The organism is Nitrospirota bacterium (assembly GCA_016178585.1).
Taxonomy (GTDB): domain Bacteria; phylum Nitrospirota; class Nitrospiria; order JACQBW01; family JACQBW01; genus JACOTA01.
On record JACOTA010000062.1, the window covers coordinates 1 to 20,269 of the forward strand.

The 20,269-nt window shown below is 45.4% G+C and carries 21 protein-coding genes and 1 tRNA gene; all 22 read left to right on the forward strand.

What is annotated here, in order from left to right; genetic code table 11:
• A partial coding sequence (tuf, locus tag HYR79_09735) for an elongation factor Tu (GenBank protein MBI1821976.1) occupies positions 1 to 133 on the forward strand: 133 nt, incomplete at its 5' end.
• A 70-nt stretch (positions 134 to 203) separates the two neighbouring features.
• Positions 204 to 353: a 50S ribosomal protein L33 gene (rpmG, locus tag HYR79_09740; GenBank protein MBI1821977.1), complete on the forward strand. Its 150-nt coding sequence runs from the start codon at positions 204 to 206 to the stop codon at positions 351 to 353.
• Positions 354 to 487: 134 nt separating this feature from the next.
• Positions 488 to 560, forward strand: a tRNA-Trp gene (locus tag HYR79_09745).
• A 51-nt stretch (positions 561 to 611) separates the two neighbouring features.
• Positions 612 to 806 (forward strand): preprotein translocase subunit SecE, encoded by a 195-nt coding sequence (secE, locus tag HYR79_09750; GenBank protein ID MBI1821978.1) that lies wholly within the window; start codon positions 612 to 614, stop codon positions 804 to 806.
• A gap of 144 nt (positions 807 to 950) precedes the next feature.
• Positions 951 to 1,481 (forward strand): transcription termination/antitermination protein NusG, encoded by a 531-nt coding sequence (gene nusG, locus HYR79_09755; GenBank protein ID MBI1821979.1) that lies wholly within the window; start codon positions 951 to 953, stop codon positions 1,479 to 1,481.
• A 67-nt stretch (positions 1,482 to 1,548) separates the two neighbouring features.
• Positions 1,549 to 1,974, forward strand: coding sequence for a 50S ribosomal protein L11 (gene rplK, locus HYR79_09760; GenBank protein ID MBI1821980.1), 426 nt, complete (start codon positions 1,549 to 1,551; stop codon positions 1,972 to 1,974).
• 113 nt (positions 1,975 to 2,087) lie between these two features.
• Positions 2,088 to 2,780, forward strand: coding sequence for a 50S ribosomal protein L1 (locus HYR79_09765; protein ID MBI1821981.1), 693 nt, complete (start codon positions 2,088 to 2,090; stop codon positions 2,778 to 2,780).
• Between the two features lie 266 nt (positions 2,781 to 3,046).
• Entirely contained in the window at positions 3,047 to 3,571 is a 525-nt protein-coding gene (locus HYR79_09770; GenBank protein MBI1821982.1) for a 50S ribosomal protein L10, read from the forward strand.
• 44 nt (positions 3,572 to 3,615) lie between these two features.
• On the forward strand, positions 3,616 to 3,993 hold the full coding sequence (rplL, locus tag HYR79_09775) for a 50S ribosomal protein L7/L12 (GenBank protein ID MBI1821983.1): 378 nt from the start codon (positions 3,616 to 3,618) through the stop codon (positions 3,991 to 3,993).
• Positions 3,994 to 4,167: 174 nt separating this feature from the next.
• Positions 4,168 to 8,142 (forward strand): DNA-directed RNA polymerase subunit beta, encoded by a 3,975-nt coding sequence (gene rpoB, locus HYR79_09780; protein ID MBI1821984.1) that lies wholly within the window; start codon positions 4,168 to 4,170, stop codon positions 8,140 to 8,142.
• 87 nt (positions 8,143 to 8,229) lie between these two features.
• Positions 8,230 to 12,360, forward strand: a complete 4,131-nt coding sequence (gene rpoC, locus HYR79_09785; GenBank protein MBI1821985.1) for a DNA-directed RNA polymerase subunit beta' — start codon at positions 8,230 to 8,232, stop codon at positions 12,358 to 12,360.
• A 126-nt stretch (positions 12,361 to 12,486) separates the two neighbouring features.
• On the forward strand, positions 12,487 to 12,858 hold the full coding sequence (locus tag HYR79_09790; GenBank protein ID MBI1821986.1) for a 30S ribosomal protein S12: 372 nt from the start codon (positions 12,487 to 12,489) through the stop codon (positions 12,856 to 12,858).
• An 84-nt stretch (positions 12,859 to 12,942) separates the two neighbouring features.
• Positions 12,943 to 13,413 carry a 30S ribosomal protein S7 gene (gene rpsG / locus HYR79_09795; GenBank protein MBI1821987.1) on the forward strand — a complete coding sequence of 157 codons (471 nt, stop codon included), beginning with the start codon at positions 12,943 to 12,945 and terminating at the stop codon, positions 13,411 to 13,413.
• A 6-nt stretch (positions 13,414 to 13,419) separates the two neighbouring features.
• On the forward strand, positions 13,420 to 15,513 hold the full coding sequence (gene fusA / locus HYR79_09800) for an elongation factor G (GenBank protein MBI1821988.1): 2,094 nt from the start codon (positions 13,420 to 13,422) through the stop codon (positions 15,511 to 15,513).
• A gap of 126 nt (positions 15,514 to 15,639) precedes the next feature.
• Entirely contained in the window at positions 15,640 to 16,839 is a 1,200-nt protein-coding gene (tuf, locus tag HYR79_09805) for an elongation factor Tu (GenBank protein ID MBI1821989.1), read from the forward strand.
• 8 nt (positions 16,840 to 16,847) lie between these two features.
• Positions 16,848 to 17,105 (forward strand): 30S ribosomal protein S10, encoded by a 258-nt coding sequence (gene rpsJ / locus HYR79_09810; GenBank protein MBI1821990.1) that lies wholly within the window; start codon positions 16,848 to 16,850, stop codon positions 17,103 to 17,105.
• 49 nt (positions 17,106 to 17,154) lie between these two features.
• A complete protein-coding gene (rplC, locus tag HYR79_09815; GenBank protein MBI1821991.1) occupies positions 17,155 to 17,796 on the forward strand; it encodes a 50S ribosomal protein L3 in 642 nt (213 codons plus the stop codon).
• Position 17,797: 1 nt separating this feature from the next.
• Positions 17,798 to 18,421: a 50S ribosomal protein L4 gene (gene rplD / locus HYR79_09820; GenBank protein ID MBI1821992.1), complete on the forward strand. Its 624-nt coding sequence runs from the start codon at positions 17,798 to 17,800 to the stop codon at positions 18,419 to 18,421.
• Positions 18,418 to 18,708, forward strand: coding sequence for a 50S ribosomal protein L23 (rplW, locus tag HYR79_09825; protein ID MBI1821993.1), 291 nt, complete (start codon positions 18,418 to 18,420; stop codon positions 18,706 to 18,708). Before rplD ends, rplW begins: the two co-directional genes overlap by 4 nt.
• Entirely contained in the window at positions 18,708 to 19,535 is an 828-nt protein-coding gene (gene rplB, locus HYR79_09830; GenBank protein ID MBI1821994.1) for a 50S ribosomal protein L2, read from the forward strand. The genes rplW and rplB overlap by 1 nt, the downstream gene beginning before the upstream one ends.
• Positions 19,536 to 19,537: 2 nt before the next feature.
• Positions 19,538 to 19,825, forward strand: coding sequence for a 30S ribosomal protein S19 (rpsS, locus tag HYR79_09835; GenBank protein ID MBI1821995.1), 288 nt, complete (start codon positions 19,538 to 19,540; stop codon positions 19,823 to 19,825).
• Positions 19,826 to 19,887: 62 nt separating this feature from the next.
• Positions 19,888 to 20,256 carry a 50S ribosomal protein L22 gene (rplV, locus tag HYR79_09840; protein ID MBI1821996.1) on the forward strand — a complete coding sequence of 123 codons (369 nt, stop codon included), beginning with the start codon at positions 19,888 to 19,890 and terminating at the stop codon, positions 20,254 to 20,256.
• Positions 20,257 to 20,269 lie beyond the last annotated feature (13 nt).

Consider the following 20,269-nt stretch of genomic DNA (forward strand, 5'->3'; position numbering starts at 1 on the left):
GATGCCTGGAGACAATATCAGCATCAGCGTGGAATTGATCACGCCGATTGCGATGGAGAAGGGGCTGAAGTTTGCGATCCGTGAAGGAGGACGAACCGTCGGCGCGGGTGTGATTACAGAAATTACCGCTTAAAAGCAAAAGATCAGCTTCGCTGCGGAACCGCTCGCAAGCAAGCTTTGTGGGAGGAATGGAATAAAATAAAATGAGAGAAATTATTTCTATAGCATGCCTGGAATGCAAGCAAAAGAATTATTCAACCAAGAAGAATAAAAGAAATACCCCTGATCGGCTGGAACTTAAAAAATATTGTAAATTTTGCAGGAAACATCAGGGGCATAAAGAAGTTAAGTAGATGAATAAAGCGAAGCAACTGGCTTTGCCAGTGACGGACTTTGGAATGGTCGTAGTTAGACCGAGCGTTGCGCGGGTATGGGGCATCGGAGGATTCCGCGAAGCGGAACCGCACGGGCCCCATATACAATGGTTAGGCCAGTAGCTCAATTGGCAGAGCATCGGTCTCCAAAACCGGGGGTTGGGGGTTCGATTCCCTCCTGGCCTGTATGTAAAACTAAAACAAATCGATCCTGTCAAAAAGTTTTCCGAGGGTGAAATGAAGAAGTTTTTTGAAAAAATTTCAGATTTTTTTAAAGAAGTCCAGGCTGAATTAAAAAAAATATCTTACCCGACCAAAAATGAGACGGTCGGGTCGACAACCGTGGTTATTATTTTTGTATTTATACTCGGTTTTTTTCTTGCTTCGGTGGATTCGGTTCTGATGAGAATTGTTCGTCTGGTGATTCATTAGTTTTTAACGAAAACGACGTTCTGGCTTTGACAGGCCGGGTGCGGATTTTTGGGGCAATGGGAACGAAGTGAACAGCCCCGAAAAAGAAAGATTCGGAGCGTCGCCAGGATGTTATTAACAATAAACCAATAGGAATATGATTGAATGGGTAAAAATTGGTATGTCATCCACACTTATTCAGGTTTTGAAGGGAAGGTTAAAACCAGCCTGGAAGAACGAATTCAAACCGCCGGTTTATCTGAAAAGTTTGGGAAAATCATGGTTCCGACGGAAGAGGTCGTTGAAATTAAAGAGGGTAAAAAGCGAGTTTCGAACAGAAAATTTTTCCCGGGTTATGTTTTAATTGAAATGGATATCAATGATGAAACCTGGCAGTTAGTAAAAAGTACGCCAAAAGTGACAGGTTTTGTCGGGGGCGGTGAAAAACCCGTTCCCCTTTCGGAAAAAGAAGTCGGCACCCTGCAATCTCAAATGGATTCAGGAACGGCTCAGCCCAGGAGCAAAGTCCAGTTTCAAAAAGGGGAAAATATCCGTATCATTGATGGCCCTTTTATCGGGTTTAACGGCTCCGTAGAGGAAGTCCATCTGGATCACAGCAAATTGAAAGTTTTTGTATCCATTTTTGGAAGACCTACGCCGGTAGAGCTTGGATTTTTACAAGTTGAAAAAATGTAATTCATCGTAGGGGCAGGCCCCTGTGCCTGCCCCCCTACAAGATCATATAGCAAGGAGTTAAATAGAAATGGCCAAAGAAGCAATCGCGTTTGTCAAATTACAAATTCCGGCGGGCAAGGCCAATCCTGCTCCTCCGGTCGGCCCCGCGTTAGGGCAGCACGGGGTTAATATCATGGAGTTTTGCAAAAGTTTTAATGCGAAAACTCAAACCCAGGGGGATACGATCGTTCCGGTTGTGATCACCGTTTTTTCAGATCGCACATTCACGTTTATCATGAAGACTCCGCCTGCTTCCGATTTATTAAAAAAAGCGGCGGGAGTCGTTAAAGGCGCCGCGGTTCCCAATAAAGACAAGGTGGGAAAAGTAACGGCCGCCCAGGTTGAAGAAATCGCAAAAACAAAAATGCCCGACTTAAACGCTGTCGATCTTCCCGGGGCGATTCAAATTATCAGAGGGACGGCGCGGAGTATGGGAATTCAGGTCATCGATTAGTTTAAAACGAGGAACAGGCTTTGCCTGGCCCGAGCGCGGGGCTTGGGGGCATCGGAGGATTTCACGAAGTGAAACCGAACGGGCCTCCAAATAAAATATAAGAGGAGTTAACCATGGGTAAGAAATTTAAGGCGGCTCAGGCCAAAGTTGAAAACAAGTACTATGAAATTAAAGATGCGGTTAATTTGGTAAAAGAAATCGCCTTTGCCAAATTTGATGAGAGTGTCGACCTTGCGATTAAATTAGGCGTTGATCCGAAACATTCTGATCAGATGGTTCGGGGGTCTGTCGTCCTTCCGCATGGAACTGGAAAGAAAGTAAAGGTTTTAGTGTTTGCCAAAGGAGAAAAAGAAAAAGAAGCGACGGACGCGGGCGCCGATTATGTGGGATCCGATGACCTGGCTGAAAAAATTTCAAAAGGCTGGATCGACTTTGACAGTATTGTGGCTACGCCGGACATGATGGGAACCGTCGGAAAATTGGGAAGAATTTTAGGCCCCAGGGGATTGATGCCTAATCCGAAAACAGGGACCGTGACTTTTGATGTCGCCAGAGCCATCAGTGACATCCGAAAAGGAAAAGTGGAATTTAAAGTTGAAAAAGCCGGAATTATTCATGTGCCGGTAGGTAAAAAATCTTTCAATCCAGAGCATCTCTATGAAAATAGCATGGCTGTTTTAGAATCTGTCATTAAAGCAAAACCATCCTCCAGTAAGGGAACCTACTTGCAGTCGGTTACCATTTCCACCACAATGAGTCCCGGGGTTTCTGTTAATACCGGAAGTGTTACGAGAGTCGTTATCTAAGATTTTGTTTTAGCAGTTCATTGTCGAAGACAGTAGGTCGATTAAATCGTTAAGCGTTCTTCTTTATGGAGAACAGCCTGCCGAGACAGAAAATAGATCATTCAGGTTGAATATCATTTTTCTTTCTTGGATATAGCGCGAGTAACAGGCTTTGCCTGGATGAGCGCTGGGGTTCGGGGCATCGGAGGATTTCACGGAGTGAAACCGTACGGGTCCCTGAATCAATGAAACGATTTGTTTATCATTGCAAGAAAGGAGGAAAGTTTATGAATAAAACAGAAAAATCTTCTGAAATTAAAGAAATTTCAGACCGTTTCAGCAGGGCGACGTCTGTGGTTTTATCAGAATATGCCGGATTAGGGGTGGAAGATTTAAGAAAACTTCGTAACAATGTCCGCAAGGTGAACGGTGAATTTAAAGTGATGAAAAACACCCTCGTTCAAAAGGCCATTGAAACCTCTTCGTATAAACCGATGCAACCCTTCTTTAAAGGACCTATAGGGGTTGTTTTTGGCTACGATGATCCCATTGGGGCCATTAAAGCGGCAAAGGAATTTTCCGAAAAAGAGAAAGTGTTCAGGCTTAAAGGCGGAATGATCGAAGGCAAGGTTTTGGATGTCAAAGATCTTGGCGCTGTTGCCAATTTACCGAGCCGGCAGGTGATGATCGGACAGCTTCTTTCAAGGATGCAATCTCCTCTTTATGGTCTGGTAAGGACGTTAAATGGGATTGTGAATAACTTTGTTTATGCCCTGAATGCGGTTAAAGAGAAAAAAGAATCCGGATGTTAAACGGAAAAACAACGATTTAAATACTCACTTAAGGAGAATGTAAAATGACAAATGAAGAAATTATTTCCGCCGTTGAAAAAATGCCGGTTCTGCAGCTTGCAGAGCTTATTAAAATGCTTGAAGAAAAGTTTGGCGTCAGCGCCGCTGCTCCCGTTGCAGTTGCACAAGCAGGGGGCGGGGGATCCGCCGCCGCTGCTCCTGCTGAAGAAAAAACGGCATTTGATGTGATTTTAGCGAGCGCTGGCGACAAAAAAATCCAGGTGATCAAGGTGGTTAGAGAATTAACCAGCCTGGGTTTGAAAGAGGCTAAAGACCTTGTCGAAGCCGCGCCTAAACCGGTTAAGACCGGCGTTGCCAAAGAAGAAGCCGAATCAATGAAAAAGAAACTGGAAGAGTCAGGGGCAAAAGTCGAAATCAAATAAATGAGATAGGTAAAAATCCCCGGACCTTAAAAGATCAGGTCCGGGCTTTATTGGGAGAAAGAGCATGCGCGACAGGCTTTGCCTGAGCGCAGGCTGGGGTTTGGGGGCATCGGAGGATTTCACGGGGTGAAGCCGGACGGGCCCCATCTATAATAGAGGAGATAAGGATATTTAATGTCAAACAGCATAAATGCTTTGAGGACTCGAAAAGATTTTGCAAAAATCGGGACAAAAATTGAAATTCCGAATTTAATCGAAATCCAGAAACGGTCTTATGAACGTTTTCTGCAGATGGATGTATCGCCGGAACAGAGAGAGGATATCGGTCTTCAATCTACTTTTACCTCTGTTTTCCCCATTTCTGATTACAATGATACCGCGATGGTTGAGTTTCTTGACTACTCTATCGGGATTCCAAAATATGATGTCCTGGAATGTTTAGAAAGAGGAATGACGTTTGCCGCTCCGCTAAAAATCCGCGTCCGTCTCATGGTTTGGGATAAGGATGAAAAAACAAACGCCAAAAAAGTGAAAGATATTCGGGAGCAGGAAGTTTACATCGGGGAACTTCCACTCATGACAGGGAACGGAACCTTTATCGTAAACGGCACTGAAAGGGTGGTCGTCAGTCAGCTCCAGCGCTCACCGGGGGTTTCTTTTTCGCATGACAAAGGGAAGACGCATGCGAGCGGAAAGGTCCTTTATTCCGCCAGGATTATTCCTTATCGCGGCTCGTGGCTGGATTTTGAGTTTGACGTAAAAGATATTCTTTATGTACGGATTGACCGCCGGCGGAAACTTGCCTCGACCATCCTTTTAAAAGCCTTCGGCTACACCGTTGAGGATCTTTTAAAAACCTATTATCCTATTGAAGAAATTGTGGTCAAGGACGCCAAGTTTTTCAGGGTGATTGACCCCGAAATTCATTCAGGAATATTAAAAGCTCCTCATGATTTGATCGATAAAAAAACCAAAGAAGTCATTGCTAAAGAAGGGACCAAATTAAACCGGTTACATGTCAAAAAGCTAAAATCGGCTGGCTTCAAAGAGATTACCTTGCCCGATGAAGAACTTCTGGGCAGGGTGGTCCTGAATGATTTAATTGATATTAACACGGGGGAGATTATTCTTGAGCGAAATCAGGAAATTACCCAGCCTGTCTTCGAAAAGATTTTAGCGAGCGGAATCACCTCTTTTCAACTTCTTTTTATTGATAACATTCAAATTCTTCCGGTTATTCGGGATACTCTTGCGATTGAAAAAGTCGGTTCCCAGCAGGAAGCGATGGTCGAAATTTATAAAAGAATTCGACCGGGTGAAACGCCCAGCGTCGATGCCGCCAAATTATTATTCGATAATCTTTTCTTTAATAACAAGCGATATGACCTTTCTCCAGTCGGCAGGCTTAAGATCAATAAAAAGTTTGGCTTAACCATTCCCCTTGAACAGCGAACGCTAACGCGGGAGGATGCCGTTGAGGTGGTTCGTTATCTCATCAATTTAAAAACCGGAAAAGGGGAAATTGATGATATCGATAACCTTGGCAACAGAAGAGTCCGGTCAGTGGGAGAGCTTTTAGAAAATCAATTCAGGGTTGGTTTAGTCAGGATGGAACGAACGATCAAGGAAAGAATGAACCTTCTTGATATCGAGACCATCCTTCCTCATGATGTGATTAATTCCAAACCTGTCATTGCGGTGATTAAGGAGTTTTTCGGATCCAGCCAGCTTTCTCAGTTTATGGATCAGACCAATCCGTTGGCTGAAATCACCCATAAAAGAAGGCTTTCGGCGCTGGGACCCGGCGGGTTAACCCGCGAACGGGCCGGTTTTGAAGTTCGAGACGTTCATCCCAGCCATTATGGGCGGATTTGTCCGATTGAAACGCCTGAAGGGCCTAATATCGGTTTGATTACCTCAATGGCAACCTATGCAAGAGTCAATGAATTTGGTTTTATCGAGTCTCCTTACCGAAAAGTTGAAGGAGGGCGGGTCAGCGACGATGTTATTTATATTTCTGCGATAGACGAAGATCAATACATCATTGCCCAGGCCAACACGAAAATCGACGCGAAAGGGAAAATAGTCGCCGAAATTGTTTCCGCGCGTCATGCCGGTGATTTTGTCATGGTGACCCCGGACAAAATTAATTTAATGGACGTTTCTCCAAAACAGATCGTCAGCGTTGCCACGGCGCTCATTCCGTTTTTGGAAAACGACGATGCCAACAGGGCGCTGATGGGATCAAATATGCAGCGTCAAGCGGTGCCCCTTCTTCAAACCGAAGCGCCTTTTGTCGGAACCGGAATGGAAGCCATTGTCGCCCGGGATTCCGGCTATGTTGTTTTAGCCAATCGCTCCGGGGTGGTTGAGAGCGTTGACGCCAGCCGAATTGTTATTCGTGCTGAATTGACCAGAAAACAAAAGGAACAGTCATTAAAAGAGCCGGAAGTTGCTTTGGACGTTTATAATTTGATTAAATTTCAACGGTCAAACCAAAATACCTGCATTACCCAGAAACCGATTGTGCATGTGGGCCAAAAAATCAAAAAAGGGGATGTTCTTGCAGACGGCCCGGCCATTGAAATGGGCGAGTTGGCTTTGGGGAGAAATATCCTGGTCGCCTTTATGCCCTGGGGAGGTTACAATTTTGAAGACGCGATTCTGGTCAGCGAAAATTTAACGAAAGAAGATCGATTTACCTCCATTCATATTGAAGAATTTGAAATTGAATCCCGTGATACTAAATTGGGCAAGGAAGATATTACCCGGGACATTCCAAATATCAGTGAAGAGGCCTTGAAAAATCTCGATGAATCCGGAATTATCCGGATCGGAGCTGAAGTCAAGCCTGGAGATATTCTGGTTGGAAAAGTGACGCCTAAAGGGGAAACTCAGTTGACTCCGGAAGAAAAGCTTCTTCGGGCAATTTTTGGAGAAAAGGCGGGCGATGTGAAAGACGCCTCCCTCTATGTTCCTCCAGGAATTGAAGGCGTTATTGTCGACGTTAAAATATTTTCCAGAAGAGGCATTGATAAGGATGAACGCGCCAAGAGCATAGAAACGGATGATATTCTACGAATTCAGAGGGATCATCAGGATGAACTTCGCCTTTTAGAGGAAGAGAAAAACAAGAAAATTCGAAAGATTCTTCTGGATATGACGGTTGCCAATGAGATCATGGATCGTGAAACAGGAGAAACCCTTTTACACAAAAAGAAAAAACTTACAGGCGAAATTCTCGAAAAGATTTCGGATAGCGATTTAAAAGATATTTCCCTGGTGGAAACGGAAGAATCTGAAAAAATTGAAGAAATCGAGCGATATACAAAAGACCAGATTGAGATGCTCCAAACGATTTATGATGAGAAGGTGGGGCGTCTTAAAAAAGGAGATGAACTTCCTCCTGGCGTCATTAAGCTGGTTAAAGTTTATATCGCGATGAAAAGGAAATTGCAGGTTGGCGATAAAATGGCCGGCCGGCACGGCAATAAGGGCGTGGTGTCGCGAATCCTCCCTGCTGAAGATATGCCGTTTCTGCCCGACGGGACACCGGTAGAAATTGTTCTCAATCCTCTGGGGGTGCCTTCCCGTATGAACGTCGGCCAGGTTTTGGAGACTCATTTGGGATGGGCAGCTAAAACCCTGGGGATTCATGTCGCCAGTCCGGTGTTTGATGGGTCTACGGAAAAAGAAATTAAAGATCTCTTAAAAACAGCCGATCTCCCTTCTTCGGGTCAAATTATGTTGTGTGACGGAAAAACCGGGGAGCCATTCAAGCGGCCTGTAACCGTTGGGGTTATGTATGTTTTGAAGCTTCATCATTTGGTGGACGATAAGATTCATGCCAGGTCGATCGGACCCTATTCGCTGGTGACCCAGCAACCTCTGGGCGGAAAAGCGCAATTTGGAGGCCAAAGATTGGGAGAAATGGAAGTCTGGGCGCTTCAGGCCTATGGAGCGGCGTCGATTTTGCAGGAATTTCTGACCGTCAAATCGGATGACGTTCCCGGGAGATCCAGAATCTATGAAGCCATCGTGAAAGGGGAGCCTTTCTTGGAGCCGGGTTTACCGGAATCATTTAATGTTCTCATCAAGGAATTGCAGAGTTTAGGATTGGACGTTGAGTTGATCAAGTCAAAAGGATAATGACAAGAATATAAATGATTTAAAAGCCAACAAGAACGGAGCTTCGCTGCGGAACCGCTCGCGAGCAAGCTTTGTGGGAGCGCAACTTTGGAAAGCATTTACAGTTTATTTGAAAAACCAAAAGATCCTGTTTCTTTTGATGCGATTCGTATTCGAATCGCATCTCCGGAAAAAATCAGATCCTGGTCCTATGGGGAAGTTAAAAAACCTGAAACGATTAATTATCGTTCCTTTAAACCCGAACGGGATGGCCTCTTCTGCGCGAAAATTTTTGGCCCGACCAAAGATTGGGAATGTAATTGCGGTAAATACAAAAGGATGAAACATCGCGGTATTGTTTGCGATAAATGCGGTGTCGAAGTCATTCAGGCTAAAGTCAGAAGGGAACGGATGGGGCATATTGAACTTGCTTCTCCCGTTGCGCATATCTGGTTTTTAAAAGGGGTGCCGAGCCGGATCGGTACCCTGATGGATATGACCCTGAAACAATTGGAACGGATTCTTTACTTTGAACAGTATATCGTTCTGGATCCGGGAGATACCCCTCTCAAAGAACGTGAACTTCTTTCTGAAGAAAAATACAGGGCGCTTTTTGAAGAATATGGAAATAGGTTCCGGGCAGACATGGGTGCCGAGGCCATTCGGGAACTTTTAAAAAAAATCAAACTGGATGAGCTTTGGAATGAATTGCAGATTAAGGTTAAAGAGGCAAGTTCCGCGGCGGTAAAAAAGAAGGTGACCAAACGCCTGAAAGTGGTTGAAGCTCTAAGAAAGTCGGGAAATCATGCGGACTGGATGATTATGGATGTGATACCGGTTCTCCCTCCCGAACTCCGTCCTCTGGTTCCTTTGGACGGCGGGCGTTTCGCGACTTCGGATTTAAATGACCTTTATCGGAGGGTCATTAACCGGAATAACCGGTTAAAACGCCTCATTGAACTCAAGGCTCCTCTGGTTATTATCCGAAACGAAAAGAGGATGCTGCAGGAATCGGTAGACGCTTTATTTGATAATGGCCGGAGGGGGCGTTCGATTCGCGGACCCAACAAAAGACCGTTAAAATGTCTTTCTGACATGCTGAAAGGAAAACAGGGACGTTTCAGACAGAACCTTCTCGGAAAGCGGGTTGATTATTCCGGACGTTCTGTTATTGTAGTGGGTCCTGAATTAAAACTTCATCAGTGCGGCCTCCCAAAAAAAATGGCTTTGGAGCTTTTCAAACCGTTTATTTTTCATAAGCTGGAACAGGAAGGATATGTCACAACCATCAAGAGCGCGAAAAAGTTAGTTGAAAAAGAAAGGCCTGAAGTGTGGGATGTGCTTGACGAAGTGATTCAGGAACATCCTATTTTGTTGAACAGGGCTCCCACCCTTCACCGACTCGGCATTCAGGCGTTTGATCCGGTATTGGTTGAAGGAAAAGCGATCCGTCTCCATCCCCTGGTTTGCGCCGCTTTCAATGCTGATTTTGACGGCGATCAAATGGCAGTTCATATTCCCCTTTCGGCGGAAGCCCAGATCGAAGCCAGGGTTTTAATGATGTCCGTCAATAATATTCTTTCCCCTGCGAGCGGAAAGCCCATTATGGTTCCTTCCCAGGATATGGTGCTGGGCTGTTATTGGTTGACTAAAGAGCGTTCCGGCGCGAGGGGTGAAGGAAAGATTTTTTCCGACATCCATGAATTAAGGATCGCCTATGATGCTGACGAGGTGGAAGAGCACGCGCGAATCAAACTCCGTATTAACGGTGAACTGGTTGAGACCACGGTTGGGAGAGGCATCTTCCTGGAGATCATTCCTAAAACGGTTCCTTTCCATTACATCAATAAGGTTTTAAATAAAAAAGAGATCATGAAGCTGATTGATATTTGTTACCGGGAAGCGGGAAACCGCGCGACTGTGGTGCTTCTCGACGACATCAAGGACCTGGGGTATCTTTACGCCACGAAAGCAGGTTTGTCCATTTGTATCGACGACATGCATATTCCAACCCGTAAAGAGGATTTTCTTAAAAAAGCCCGTCACGAAGTCCTGGAAATTGAAAAACAGTATTCAGAAGGTTTAATTACGAACGGCGAACGTTATAACAAAGTCGTTGATATTTGGTCTCATGTAACGGAACAAATTGCCACCGAAATGATGAAAGAGCTCGGAAACGAAGAAGAGGCGATTAAAACAGGAAAATATAAAGATAAGAAACTGAGAGACTTCAACTCAATCTTTATGATGGCCGATTCCGGAGCAAGAGGGAGCACCCAGCAGATTCGCCAGCTAGGGGGAATGAGAGGCTTGATGGCCAAACCTTCCGGAGAAATCATCGAATCCCCGATTACGGCAAACTTCAGGGAAGGGCTGACCGTTTTACAGTATTTTATTTCTACCCATGGCGCCAGAAAAGGGTTGGCGGATACTGCTTTGAAGACGGCCAATTCAGGGTATTTGACGCGTCGTTTGGTTGATATTTCTCAGGATGTGATTATCAATGAGGTCGATTGCCACTCGATGGACGGCATCTATGTTTCTTCCCTCGTAGAAGGGGGAGAGATCATCGAACCTATGGAAGAACGTCTTCTCGGACGCCTCGCGGCAGAAGAAATAAGAGATCCGTTAACAGGGGAACTCATCTGCAACGCAGACGATGAATTAGATGAAGTCCGGGTGAAAACCATTGTTGACGCGGGCGTTGACCGGGTCAAGATCCGGTCGGTGCTGACCTGCCAGGCCAGACGAGGTGTTTGTGCCAAATGTTACGGGCGCGATCTGGCGAGAGGAAAACTGGTGGATAAAGGTGAAGCCGTAGGCGTGATTGCGGCTCAGTCGATTGGCGAGCCAGGCACCCAGTTAACGATGAGAACTTTCCATATCGGAGGAACGGCGAGTAAAGTCGTAGAGCAGACCGTTCTTGAAGCTAAGAACAAAGGAAAGATTAAATATCTGAACCTTAATACGGTAAAAAATAAAGACGGCGATATGATCGTGATGAACCGGAACGGGAAAATCGCTCTCTTTGACGAGTCCGGCCGTGAAAAAGAAAAATACTCCGTGGTTTATGGCGCGAAAATCAAGGTTAAAGACGGCGGAAAAGTGGAACCCGCCCAGAAGCTGGTGGAATGGGATCCCTACTCTCTTTCGATTCTGACTGAGGTTGGAGGAAAGATTGCTTTCGGGGATATTGTCGAAGGGGTCACGATGCGCGAAGAAGTGGACGAGGTGACAGGTCTTTCCCGTAAGGTGATTATCGATTATCCTGGTTCGAATCTTCGTCCGCGTCTTTCCATTAAAGATCAACATGGCAAAACAGCCAAAATTTCAGGGACTTCTGTTGCCCGTTACCTGCTTCCGGCTGGCGCTCATATCCTTGTCGAAAAGGAAAAGACGGTATTTCCGGGAGACGTTTTGGCCAAAATTCCTCGTGAAACCACGAAAACCAAAGATATTACCGGAGGTCTTCCCCGGGTTGCCGAATTGTTTGAGGCCAGAAAACCCAAAGAGCAAGCGGTCATCAGCGAAATTGATGGAACAGTTGAGTATGGCGGTTTTGTTAAAGGGATGCGGAAGATCATGGTTAAAAATGAAATGGGCGACGTCCGCGAATATTTCATCGCTAAAGGGAAGCATGTGAACGTCCATGAAGGAGATTGGGTTCAAGCCGGGGAACCGCTCATGGATGGTTCTGCGAACCCCCATGATATTTTGGATGTTCTTGGACCGAAAGAACTTCAGAAATACCTTGTGGACGAGGTTCAGGAAGTTTATCGGCTGCAGGGCGTTTCGATCAATGACAAGCATATCGAAATTATCGTCCGGCAAATGCTCAGGAAAGTCAAAATAGAAGATCCAGGAGATACCGACTTCCTAATGGGAAACCAGGTCGATAAGATCATTTTTGCTCAGGAAAATGAAAAAGTAATGGCCCAGGGGAAAAAACCGGCTATCGGGAAACCGATTTTGTTGGGAATCACCAAAGCCTCCTTGAGCACAGAGAGCTTTATTTCCGCCGCTTCCTTCCAGGAAACAACACGTGTTTTAACTGAAGCGGCCATTACCGGAAAAATCGACGACCTCCTCGGATTGAAAGAAAACGTGATCGTTGGCAGATTGATCCCGGCCGGGACAGGCTTTTCTGAATATCAAGAGACGTATGTTTTACCGCCGGAAAGGGAAGAGGAAAAATCACCGATTTACGAACGTGGCGAGGTCGTTGAGCCGGCCGCCTAAGCCTCTTTTGCGCTGAAAGTCAGATAAAATATGTTGACTTTTACAAAAGTTTTGATATAATCGACAGGTTTTTCTCAATAAACTTTGCCTTTGCAGGCAAAGGGATCGATTAAAGAAAGGAAAGCAGTGCCTACAATAAATCAACTGATCCGCATAGGTCGCGAAAGCGCAAAAGGGAAGACGAAAAGTCCCGCGTTAAAACAATGCCCGCAACGGCGGGGGGTGTGCGTAAGAGTGTATACAACGACGCCGAAAAAACCGAATTCCGCGTTAAGAAAGGTTGCGAGGGTCAGGTTAACCAATGGAATGGAAATTACCTCCTATATTCCAGGAGTGGGCCATAATTTACAGGAACATTCGATTGTGTTGGTGAGGGGCGGAAAAGTAAAAGATCTTCCCGGCGTTCGTTATCACATTGTCAGAGGGACTTTAGATACTGTCGGGGTGCAAAACAGAAAACAAGGACGTTCCAAATATGGAGCAAAACGTCCAAAATAAATATCGGTTAAACCAGACAGCCTCCTCAAAAATTTAAGCGAAGCAACACGGGTACCTGAATATAATAGACAAGGATTAAATTGAATGCCTAGAAGAAAAGTAACTGTAAAAAGAGAGATTTTGCCCGATCCGATTTTTAATGACCGGCTCGTAGCCAAATTCATCAACGCCGTGATGAAAAAAGGTAAAAAGAGCACCGCTGAATCGCTCTGCTACGATTCGTTTGAAGTCATTAAAAATAAGACGGGAAATGATCCTTTAAAAGTTTTCAAAACAGCGATTGATAATATTAAACCAGCTGTTGAAGTTAAATCCAGACGGGTGGGTGGAGCTTCTTACCAGGTTCCGGTTGATGTCCGTCCCTCTCGAAAAATTTCATTGGCGCTCCGCTGGCTTTTGGCTTATGCCAAACAAAGAGCTGGAAAATCGTTTGAAGAAAAGCTGGCATCCGAAATATTGGACGCTTCGAACAATACGGGCGGAGCTATTAAAAAGAAAGAGGACACGCATAAAATGGCAGAGGCGAATAAAGCCTTCGCTCATTTTAGATGGTAGAAGATCATGGAAAGATTGTACCCCTTAGAACGTACCAGAAATATCGGAATTATGGCGCATATCGATGCCGGTAAGACCACGACAACGGAAAGAATTCTTTTTTATACCGGAATCACCCATAAAATTGGTGAAGTTCATGAGGGGACCGCTACCATGGACTGGATGGAGCAAGAACGGGAGAGAGGGATTACGATTACCGCTGCCGCAACCACTTCATTCTGGAAAGAGCATCGGATTAATATTATCGATACCCCCGGCCATGTTGATTTCACCATTGAAGTTGAACGGTCTCTCAGGGTGCTTGATGGCGCGGTAGCCGTTTTTGATTCCGTTCAGGGTGTGGAGCCGCAATCGGAAACTGTTTGGAGACAGGCGGATAAGTACCATGTTCCCAGAATTGTCTTCATGAACAAAATGGACCGGATAGGGGCTGACTTTTTTGAAAGTGTCAAGTCGCTGGTCGATCGTTTAGCGGCAAAACCGGTTTGTATTCAACTTCCAATTGGAAAGGAAGATTATTTTCGGGGGTCCATTGATTTAATCGAAATGAAAGGTGTTTTCTTCGATGACGAAACCCTTGGGGCTAAATATGTGGTCTCGGATATCCCGCCGGAATTATTGGATCAGGCAAAGGAATATCGGGAAAAAATGCTTGAATCTATTGCTGAGCAAGACGAACGGGTCCTGGAGAAGTTCTTAAATGGTGAAGAGATTACCCCTGTAGAAATCAAGAGAGCGCTTCGAAAGGGGACCATGGCCATGGCCTTTAATCCGGTTATTTGCGGCGCATCTTTTAAAAATAAGGGCGTTCAGCTTCTCCTGGACGCCGTTGTGGATTATCTTCCCTCGCCCCTTGATGTTCCTCCGACAAAGGGCATTCATCCTCAAACCAAAGAAGAAATTGTTTTAAGGACTTCGGACGATGAGAAATTTGCGGCGCTTGCATTCAAGATCATGACGGATCCTTTTGTAGGGCAGTTGACCTTCTTTAGAGTCTATTCAGGAGTCTTAAAATCAGGCTCTTATGTTTACAACTCAACCAAAGATACCAGAGAACGTATTGGCCGGATTTTAAAAATGCATGCCAATAAACGAGAAGAGATTAAAGAAGTGTATGCCGGAGAAATTGCTGCCGCTGTGGGATTGAGAAGTTCGACGACAGGAGACACGCTCTGCGAAGAAGATTACCCCATTTTGCTCGAAGTGATGAATTTTCCTGAGCCTGTGATTTCTCTTGCCATTGAGCCAAAGACCAAGGCTGACCAGGAAAAAATGGGGATGGCTTTGCAAAAATTGGGTCAGGAAGACCCCTCATTACGGTTGACCAGCGATGAAGAAACAGGCCAAACGATTATATCCGGCATGGGAGAACTTCACCTTGAGATTATCGTTGACCGGATGAAAAGAGAATTCAAAGTAGAAGCCAACGTTGGCAAACCACAAGTGGCTTTCCGTGAAACCATTCGTTCTAAAGTCCAGTCGGAAGGAAAATATATCCGGCAAACCGGTGGACGTGGACAGTACGGCCATGTTTGGCTGGAAATTGAACCTTTAGAGCCGGGAAAAGGGTTTGAATTTGTTAATAAAGTTGTAGGGGGAGCCGTACCAAAGGAATATGTTTCCGCCGTTGAAAAAGGGGTTTTTGAAGCGCTTCAAAATGGAATTCTGGCAGGTTATCCCGTCGTGGATATAAAGGTCACAATTTTTGATGGCTCTTACCATGACGTTGATTCTTCTGAAATGGCTTTTAAGATTGCAGGTTCGATGGCCGTAAAATCGGGAGCATTGAAAGCGAACCCGGCTTTGCTGGAACCGATTATGAATTTGGAAGTGATCGTTGCTGAAGAATACATGGGAGATGTCATGGGGGATTTAAACTCCAGGCGGGGAAAGATTCAAGGAATGAGATCCCGGTCGGCCGCGCAAATTATTGACGCCCTTGTTCCTCTCGCAGAAATGTTTGGCTATGCAACCGATCTCAGGTCAATGACACAAGGACGGGCAACGTTTACGATGCAATTCGCCCATTATGATATTGTTCCCAAAAATATTTCAGATGAAATTATAGCCAAAACTCAAGGGGCTAAAGAGCAAAAATAACGTTGTTTAAAAAACACTAAATTCTGTTGGTCACGAACTAAACTAGCGGACAGGCTGGTTAAAAATATAGACATTTTGGCTTTTCCAGAAAAAGCCGGGTAAGAATAAGGAAGGAACAAATCAGTCATGGCGAAGACAAAGTTTGAGCGGACGAAGCCTCATATTAACGTTGGGACGATTGGGCACGTTGATCATGGGAAGACGACGTTAACGGCGGCGATCACGAAGGTATTGGCGTCACGGAAGTGGGCGGAATTTCTGGCGTATGATCAGATTGACAAAGCGCCTGAGGAGCGGGAGCGTGGGATTACGATTGCGATTGCGCATGTTGAGTATCAGACGGCGAACCGTCACTATGCGCATGTGGATTGTCCTGGACATGCGGACTACGTCAAGAACATGATCACGGGAGCGGCTCAGATGGACGGAGCGATTTTGGTGGTGAGTGCGGCGGACGGGCCGATGCCACAGACGCGGGAGCATATCCTGCTTGCCCGGCAGGTTGGGGTTCCCTACATTGTGGTGTTCATGAACAAAGCGGACATGGTAGATGACAAAGAGCTGTTGGAGTTGGTTGAATTAGAAGTTCGCGAGCTGTTAAGCAAATACAACTTTCCTGGGGATGAGATTCCGATTGTCAAAGGGTCGGCCTTAAAGGCGCTGGAATGTGGATGCGGGAAAGAAGAGTGTCCGGCCTGCGGAGTTATTTTTGAATTAATGAAAGCGGTGGATACGTATATACCGACACCGACCCGTGAATTAGACAAACCCTTTTTAATGCCTGTTGAAGACGTTTTTAGCATTTCCGGACGCGGGACGGTGGTGACCGGAAGAATTGAAAGAGGCGTGGTTAAGGTTGGCGAAGAGATCGAGATTGTGGGAATGCGGCCGACACAGAAGACGATCGTCACCGGGGTGGAGATGTTTCGAAAGATATTAGATCAGGGTCAGGCAGGAGACAACGTCGGGGTTCTGCTTCGCGGGACGAAGAAAGAGGACGTTGACCGGGGGATGGTGTTATCGAAGCCCGGGGCGATTACGCCGCACACGAAGTTTAAAGCGGAAGCCTACATCTTAACGAAAGAGGAAGGGGGAAGACACACCCCTTTTTTCAAGGGATACCGGCCGCAGTTTTACTTTAGGACGACGGACGTGACCGGGGTGGTGGAATTGCCTGCGGGAGTTGAGATGGTGATGCCTGGAGACAATATCAGCATCAGCGTGGAATTGATCACGCCGATTGCGATGGAGAAGGGGCTGAAGTTTGCGATCCGTGAAGGAGGACGAACCGTCGGCGCGGGTGTGATTACAGAAATTACCGCTTAAAAGCAAAATTGGACCAGTCGCTTATCGATATTGTCGATACAGCGAAAAGAACCGGCGCGAAAATTTCGGGCCCTATTCCTTTGCCGACAAAAATCAATAAATATACGGTTTTAAGGTCTCCGCATGTCGATAAAAAGTCGAGAGAGCAGTTTGAAATCCGGACACATAAAAGATTGCTGGATATATTGAACCCCAGCCAGGATACGGTCGATGCGTTAATGAAATTAAATTTGTCGGCGGGTGTTGACGTTGAAATTAAGTTATAGAGGATTCGAATCATCAATTTTAAGTTAATCGAAAAAAAGGATTGATTGCATGATTAATGGAATGATGGGTCAAAAACTCGGAATGACTCAGATTTATAATGAAAAGGGAAAGCTTGTTCCCGTAACGATAATTCAGCTTGGCCCGTGTAAAATCGTTCAAATTAAAAATATTGAAAAAGACGGTTATAGCGCCGCCCAGATTGGTTTTCAAGAAAAGAAACCCAAAAATGTTACGAAACCTTTAATGGGACATTTTAACCTTGCTAAAAGTTCGCCTTACCAATTTTTAAGAGAGTTTAAGGGGGACCTTTCTGATGTCGCTTTGGGGCAAGTCATCCTGGCCGATCTTTTTTCGAAAGGTGAAAAGATTGATGTTCAAGGGGTCTCAAAAGGAAAAGGATTTCAAGGGGTAATGAAAAGACATCATTTTCGGGGGGGGCCAGCCACGCACGGTTCGATGTTCCATCGGGCGCCGGGTTCAATCGGGGCCAGCTCTTTTCCTTCCAGGGTTTGGAAAAACCAGCGAATGGGCGGACACATGGGAGACCGGACTGTCACAACTCAATCCCTGGAAGTTGTAGAAGTTCGTAAAGAAGAAAACATTTTATTTGTGAAAGGGGCTGTTCCGGGGTCCAAAGGGGCGCTGCTTCTTTTAAAAAAAGGAATCAAGCAGTCAGGGAAGGTGAAATAAGGTGGAACTTTCGATTGTTAATTTAAAAAACGAAAATACTGGGACCCTGATCCTCGATCCCCGTATCTTTGAGCTTGCTTTAAACAAAGGGTTGATTCATGAAGTCGTTGTCATGCAGCAGGCTTGTCTCCGGCAGGGGACCGCTTCTACCAAGACAAAAGGTTTCGTCAGGGGTGGTGGAAAGAAACCATGGAAACAAAAGGGTACCGGCCGGGCAAGAGCGGGTTCTATCCGATCGCCTTTATGGAGAGGGGGAGGGACGATTTTTGGGCCCACGCCACGAGATTACTCCTACTCCATGCCGAAAAAGAAGGTACGGTTGGCGCTTTGTATTATGCTGGCCGAGAAAGCCAGAGAAGGGGAATTGAAAATTTTAAAAGACTGGGAAGGAATTGATTCGAAAACAAAAACCTTTTCTAAAATTCTTGATCAGCTCAATCTTTTAGATACCACGCTTGTCGTCAATGAAATGGAAAACGAGAATTTAATCCGTTCTTCAGCGAATATTTCCAGGGTAACCGTTACCAGACCAGAAGGTTTAAATGTTTTAGATTTAGTGAGCCATAAAAATTTGGTGGTTACGCCGGGGAGTTTAACTAAAATCGTAGAGGTCTGGGGAAAATGAAAAATAATCATGATTTAATTATCAGGCCTCTTCTTACCGAAAAAAGCACCCTTCTACGGGAGACGAAAAATCAGGTCGCTTTTGAAGTTCGTAAAGATGCCAATAAAATCGAGATTAAAAAAGCAATTGAAGAGGCTTTAAAGGTTAAGGTCGTTTCTGTAAACGTGATGCGTGTTCTCGGTAAAACTAAACGTTTGGGCCGTTTCGAAGGTAAGAAGCATGACTGGAAAAAGGCGATTGTGACGTTAAAAGCAGGTGAAAAAATGAATTTATTCGAGGGCGTCTAATGGCGATTAAAGAGTTTAAGCCGACTTCTCCGGGAAGAAGGTCTATGACGGTTTCGACCTTTGAGGAATTAACAAAAGTCGAACCTGAAAAAAGTTTGCTTGTCCGTATTCCTTCAACCGGAGGAAGAAACAATAGAGGAAAAATTACCCGGCGGCATCAAGGCGGGGGACATAAGCGGATTTACCGTTTGATTGATTTCAAACGGGATAAATGGGATATTCCGGCGAAAGTTGCCTCCATTGAATATGATCCCAACCGATCTGCGCGGATCGCATTGCTTCATTATCGGGACGGGGAAAAGAGATATATTCTCGCACCCAATGGATTAAAAGCGGGAGATCCAGTTTTTTCGGGCCAGAACAATATCGATATTAAACCAGGAAACGCCATGCCGCTGAAGGTTATTCCTTTGGGGAGTATTATTCATAATATTGAATTAAAAGTGGGTAAGGGCGGACAACTGGTTCGAAGTGCGGGGGGATCGGCTCAACTCATGGCCAAAGAAGGAAAATATGTGCAAATCCGTCTGGGTTCAGGCGAGGTAAGGCTCGTTCAGGCCGAATGTTTTGCGACCATTGGTCAGGTCGGAAATCTGGACCATGAAAATATTGTAGTCGGAAAGGCCGGCAGGTCAAGATGGTTGGGAATAAGGCCCAGAGTCCGAGGGGTCGCGATGAACCCGGTTGATCACCCGCATGGAGGAGGAGAAGGAAAAGCTGGCCAGGGAAACCCTCACCCTGTTTCCCCCTGGGGCATGTTGACCAAAGGATACAAGACGAGAAGAAGAAAGTTAACAACTCGTTTTATTGTTAAAAGAAGGAAATAGGAATGCCGAGATCTATAAAAAAAGGTCCCTTCATCGATGAAAGACTTTTGAAGCGGGTCGAGAAAATGAATGTGACAATGGAAAAACGGATTATTAAAACATGGGCAAGAAGATCGACCATTGTTCCTGAAATGATTGGGCATACTTTCGCCGTGCATAACGGCCGAAAATTTATTCCGGTTTATATTTCAGAAAATACGGTTGGACACAAGCTTGGTGAGTTTTCTCCGACCCGGTTTTTTAAAGGCCACGGAGCCGCAAAAACTGAAAAAGCCGCCCCGATAAAATAGGTGCGAAAAGGCTTTACCTCACGAGCGGCGTGAACGCCTGAAAAGGTTAGAAGGGGAAAAAAATGGCAGAAGCAAAAGCAATATTACGGCATGTTCATATTGGCCCTCGAAAAGCGCGCCTTGTGGTTGATTTGATTCGAGGACAACGGGTAGAGGCTGCGTTAAGCACTCTTCGATTTTTACCCCAGCATGCGGCGAAAACGATCGAGAAACTTTTGAAATCAGTGGTTTCGAACGCTGAACAGAAAGCCATTGGAGACGTCGATGATTTATATGTCAGCAAAGCCTTTGTAGATGTGGGGCCCGTTATGAAGCGCTTTCAACCGCGAGCTATGGGGCGTGCGTTTGAGATTCGAAAACGGTTAAGCCATATTACGTTGGTTCTTTCGGCTCAAAAAGAAAAAAACCAGTTAAAGGATAAAACCAGTTAAAGGATAAAACCAG

Bases quoted from the DNA above. Each gene is read 5' to 3' on its own strand.
- rpmG (MBI1821977.1), top strand. From the start codon at position 204: ATGAGAGAAATTATTTCTATAGCATGCCTGGAATGCAAGCAAAAGAAT.
- secE (MBI1821978.1), top strand. From the start codon at position 612: ATGAAGAAGTTTTTTGAAAAAATTTCAGATTTTTTTAAAGAAGTCCAG.
- nusG (MBI1821979.1), top strand. From the start codon at position 951: ATGGGTAAAAATTGGTATGTCATCCACACTTATTCAGGTTTTGAAGGG.
- rplK (MBI1821980.1), top strand. From the start codon at position 1,549: ATGGCCAAAGAAGCAATCGCGTTTGTCAAATTACAAATTCCGGCGGGC.
- HYR79_09765 (MBI1821981.1), top strand. From the start codon at position 2,088: ATGGGTAAGAAATTTAAGGCGGCTCAGGCCAAAGTTGAAAACAAGTAC.
- HYR79_09770 (MBI1821982.1), top strand. From the start codon at position 3,047: ATGAATAAAACAGAAAAATCTTCTGAAATTAAAGAAATTTCAGACCGT.
- rplL (MBI1821983.1), top strand. From the start codon at position 3,616: ATGACAAATGAAGAAATTATTTCCGCCGTTGAAAAAATGCCGGTTCTG.
- rpoB (MBI1821984.1), top strand. From the start codon at position 4,168: ATGTCAAACAGCATAAATGCTTTGAGGACTCGAAAAGATTTTGCAAAA.
- rpsG (MBI1821987.1), top strand. From the start codon at position 12,943: ATGCCTAGAAGAAAAGTAACTGTAAAAAGAGAGATTTTGCCCGATCCG.
- fusA (MBI1821988.1), top strand. From the start codon at position 13,420: ATGGAAAGATTGTACCCCTTAGAACGTACCAGAAATATCGGAATTATG.
- tuf (MBI1821989.1), top strand. From the start codon at position 15,640: ATGGCGAAGACAAAGTTTGAGCGGACGAAGCCTCATATTAACGTTGGG.
- rplC (MBI1821991.1), top strand. From the start codon at position 17,155: ATGATTAATGGAATGATGGGTCAAAAACTCGGAATGACTCAGATTTAT.
- rplW (MBI1821993.1), top strand. From the start codon at position 18,418: ATGAAAAATAATCATGATTTAATTATCAGGCCTCTTCTTACCGAAAAA.
- rplB (MBI1821994.1), top strand. From the start codon at position 18,708: ATGGCGATTAAAGAGTTTAAGCCGACTTCTCCGGGAAGAAGGTCTATG.
- rpsS (MBI1821995.1), top strand. From the start codon at position 19,538: ATGCCGAGATCTATAAAAAAAGGTCCCTTCATCGATGAAAGACTTTTG.
- rplV (MBI1821996.1), top strand. From the start codon at position 19,888: ATGGCAGAAGCAAAAGCAATATTACGGCATGTTCATATTGGCCCTCGA.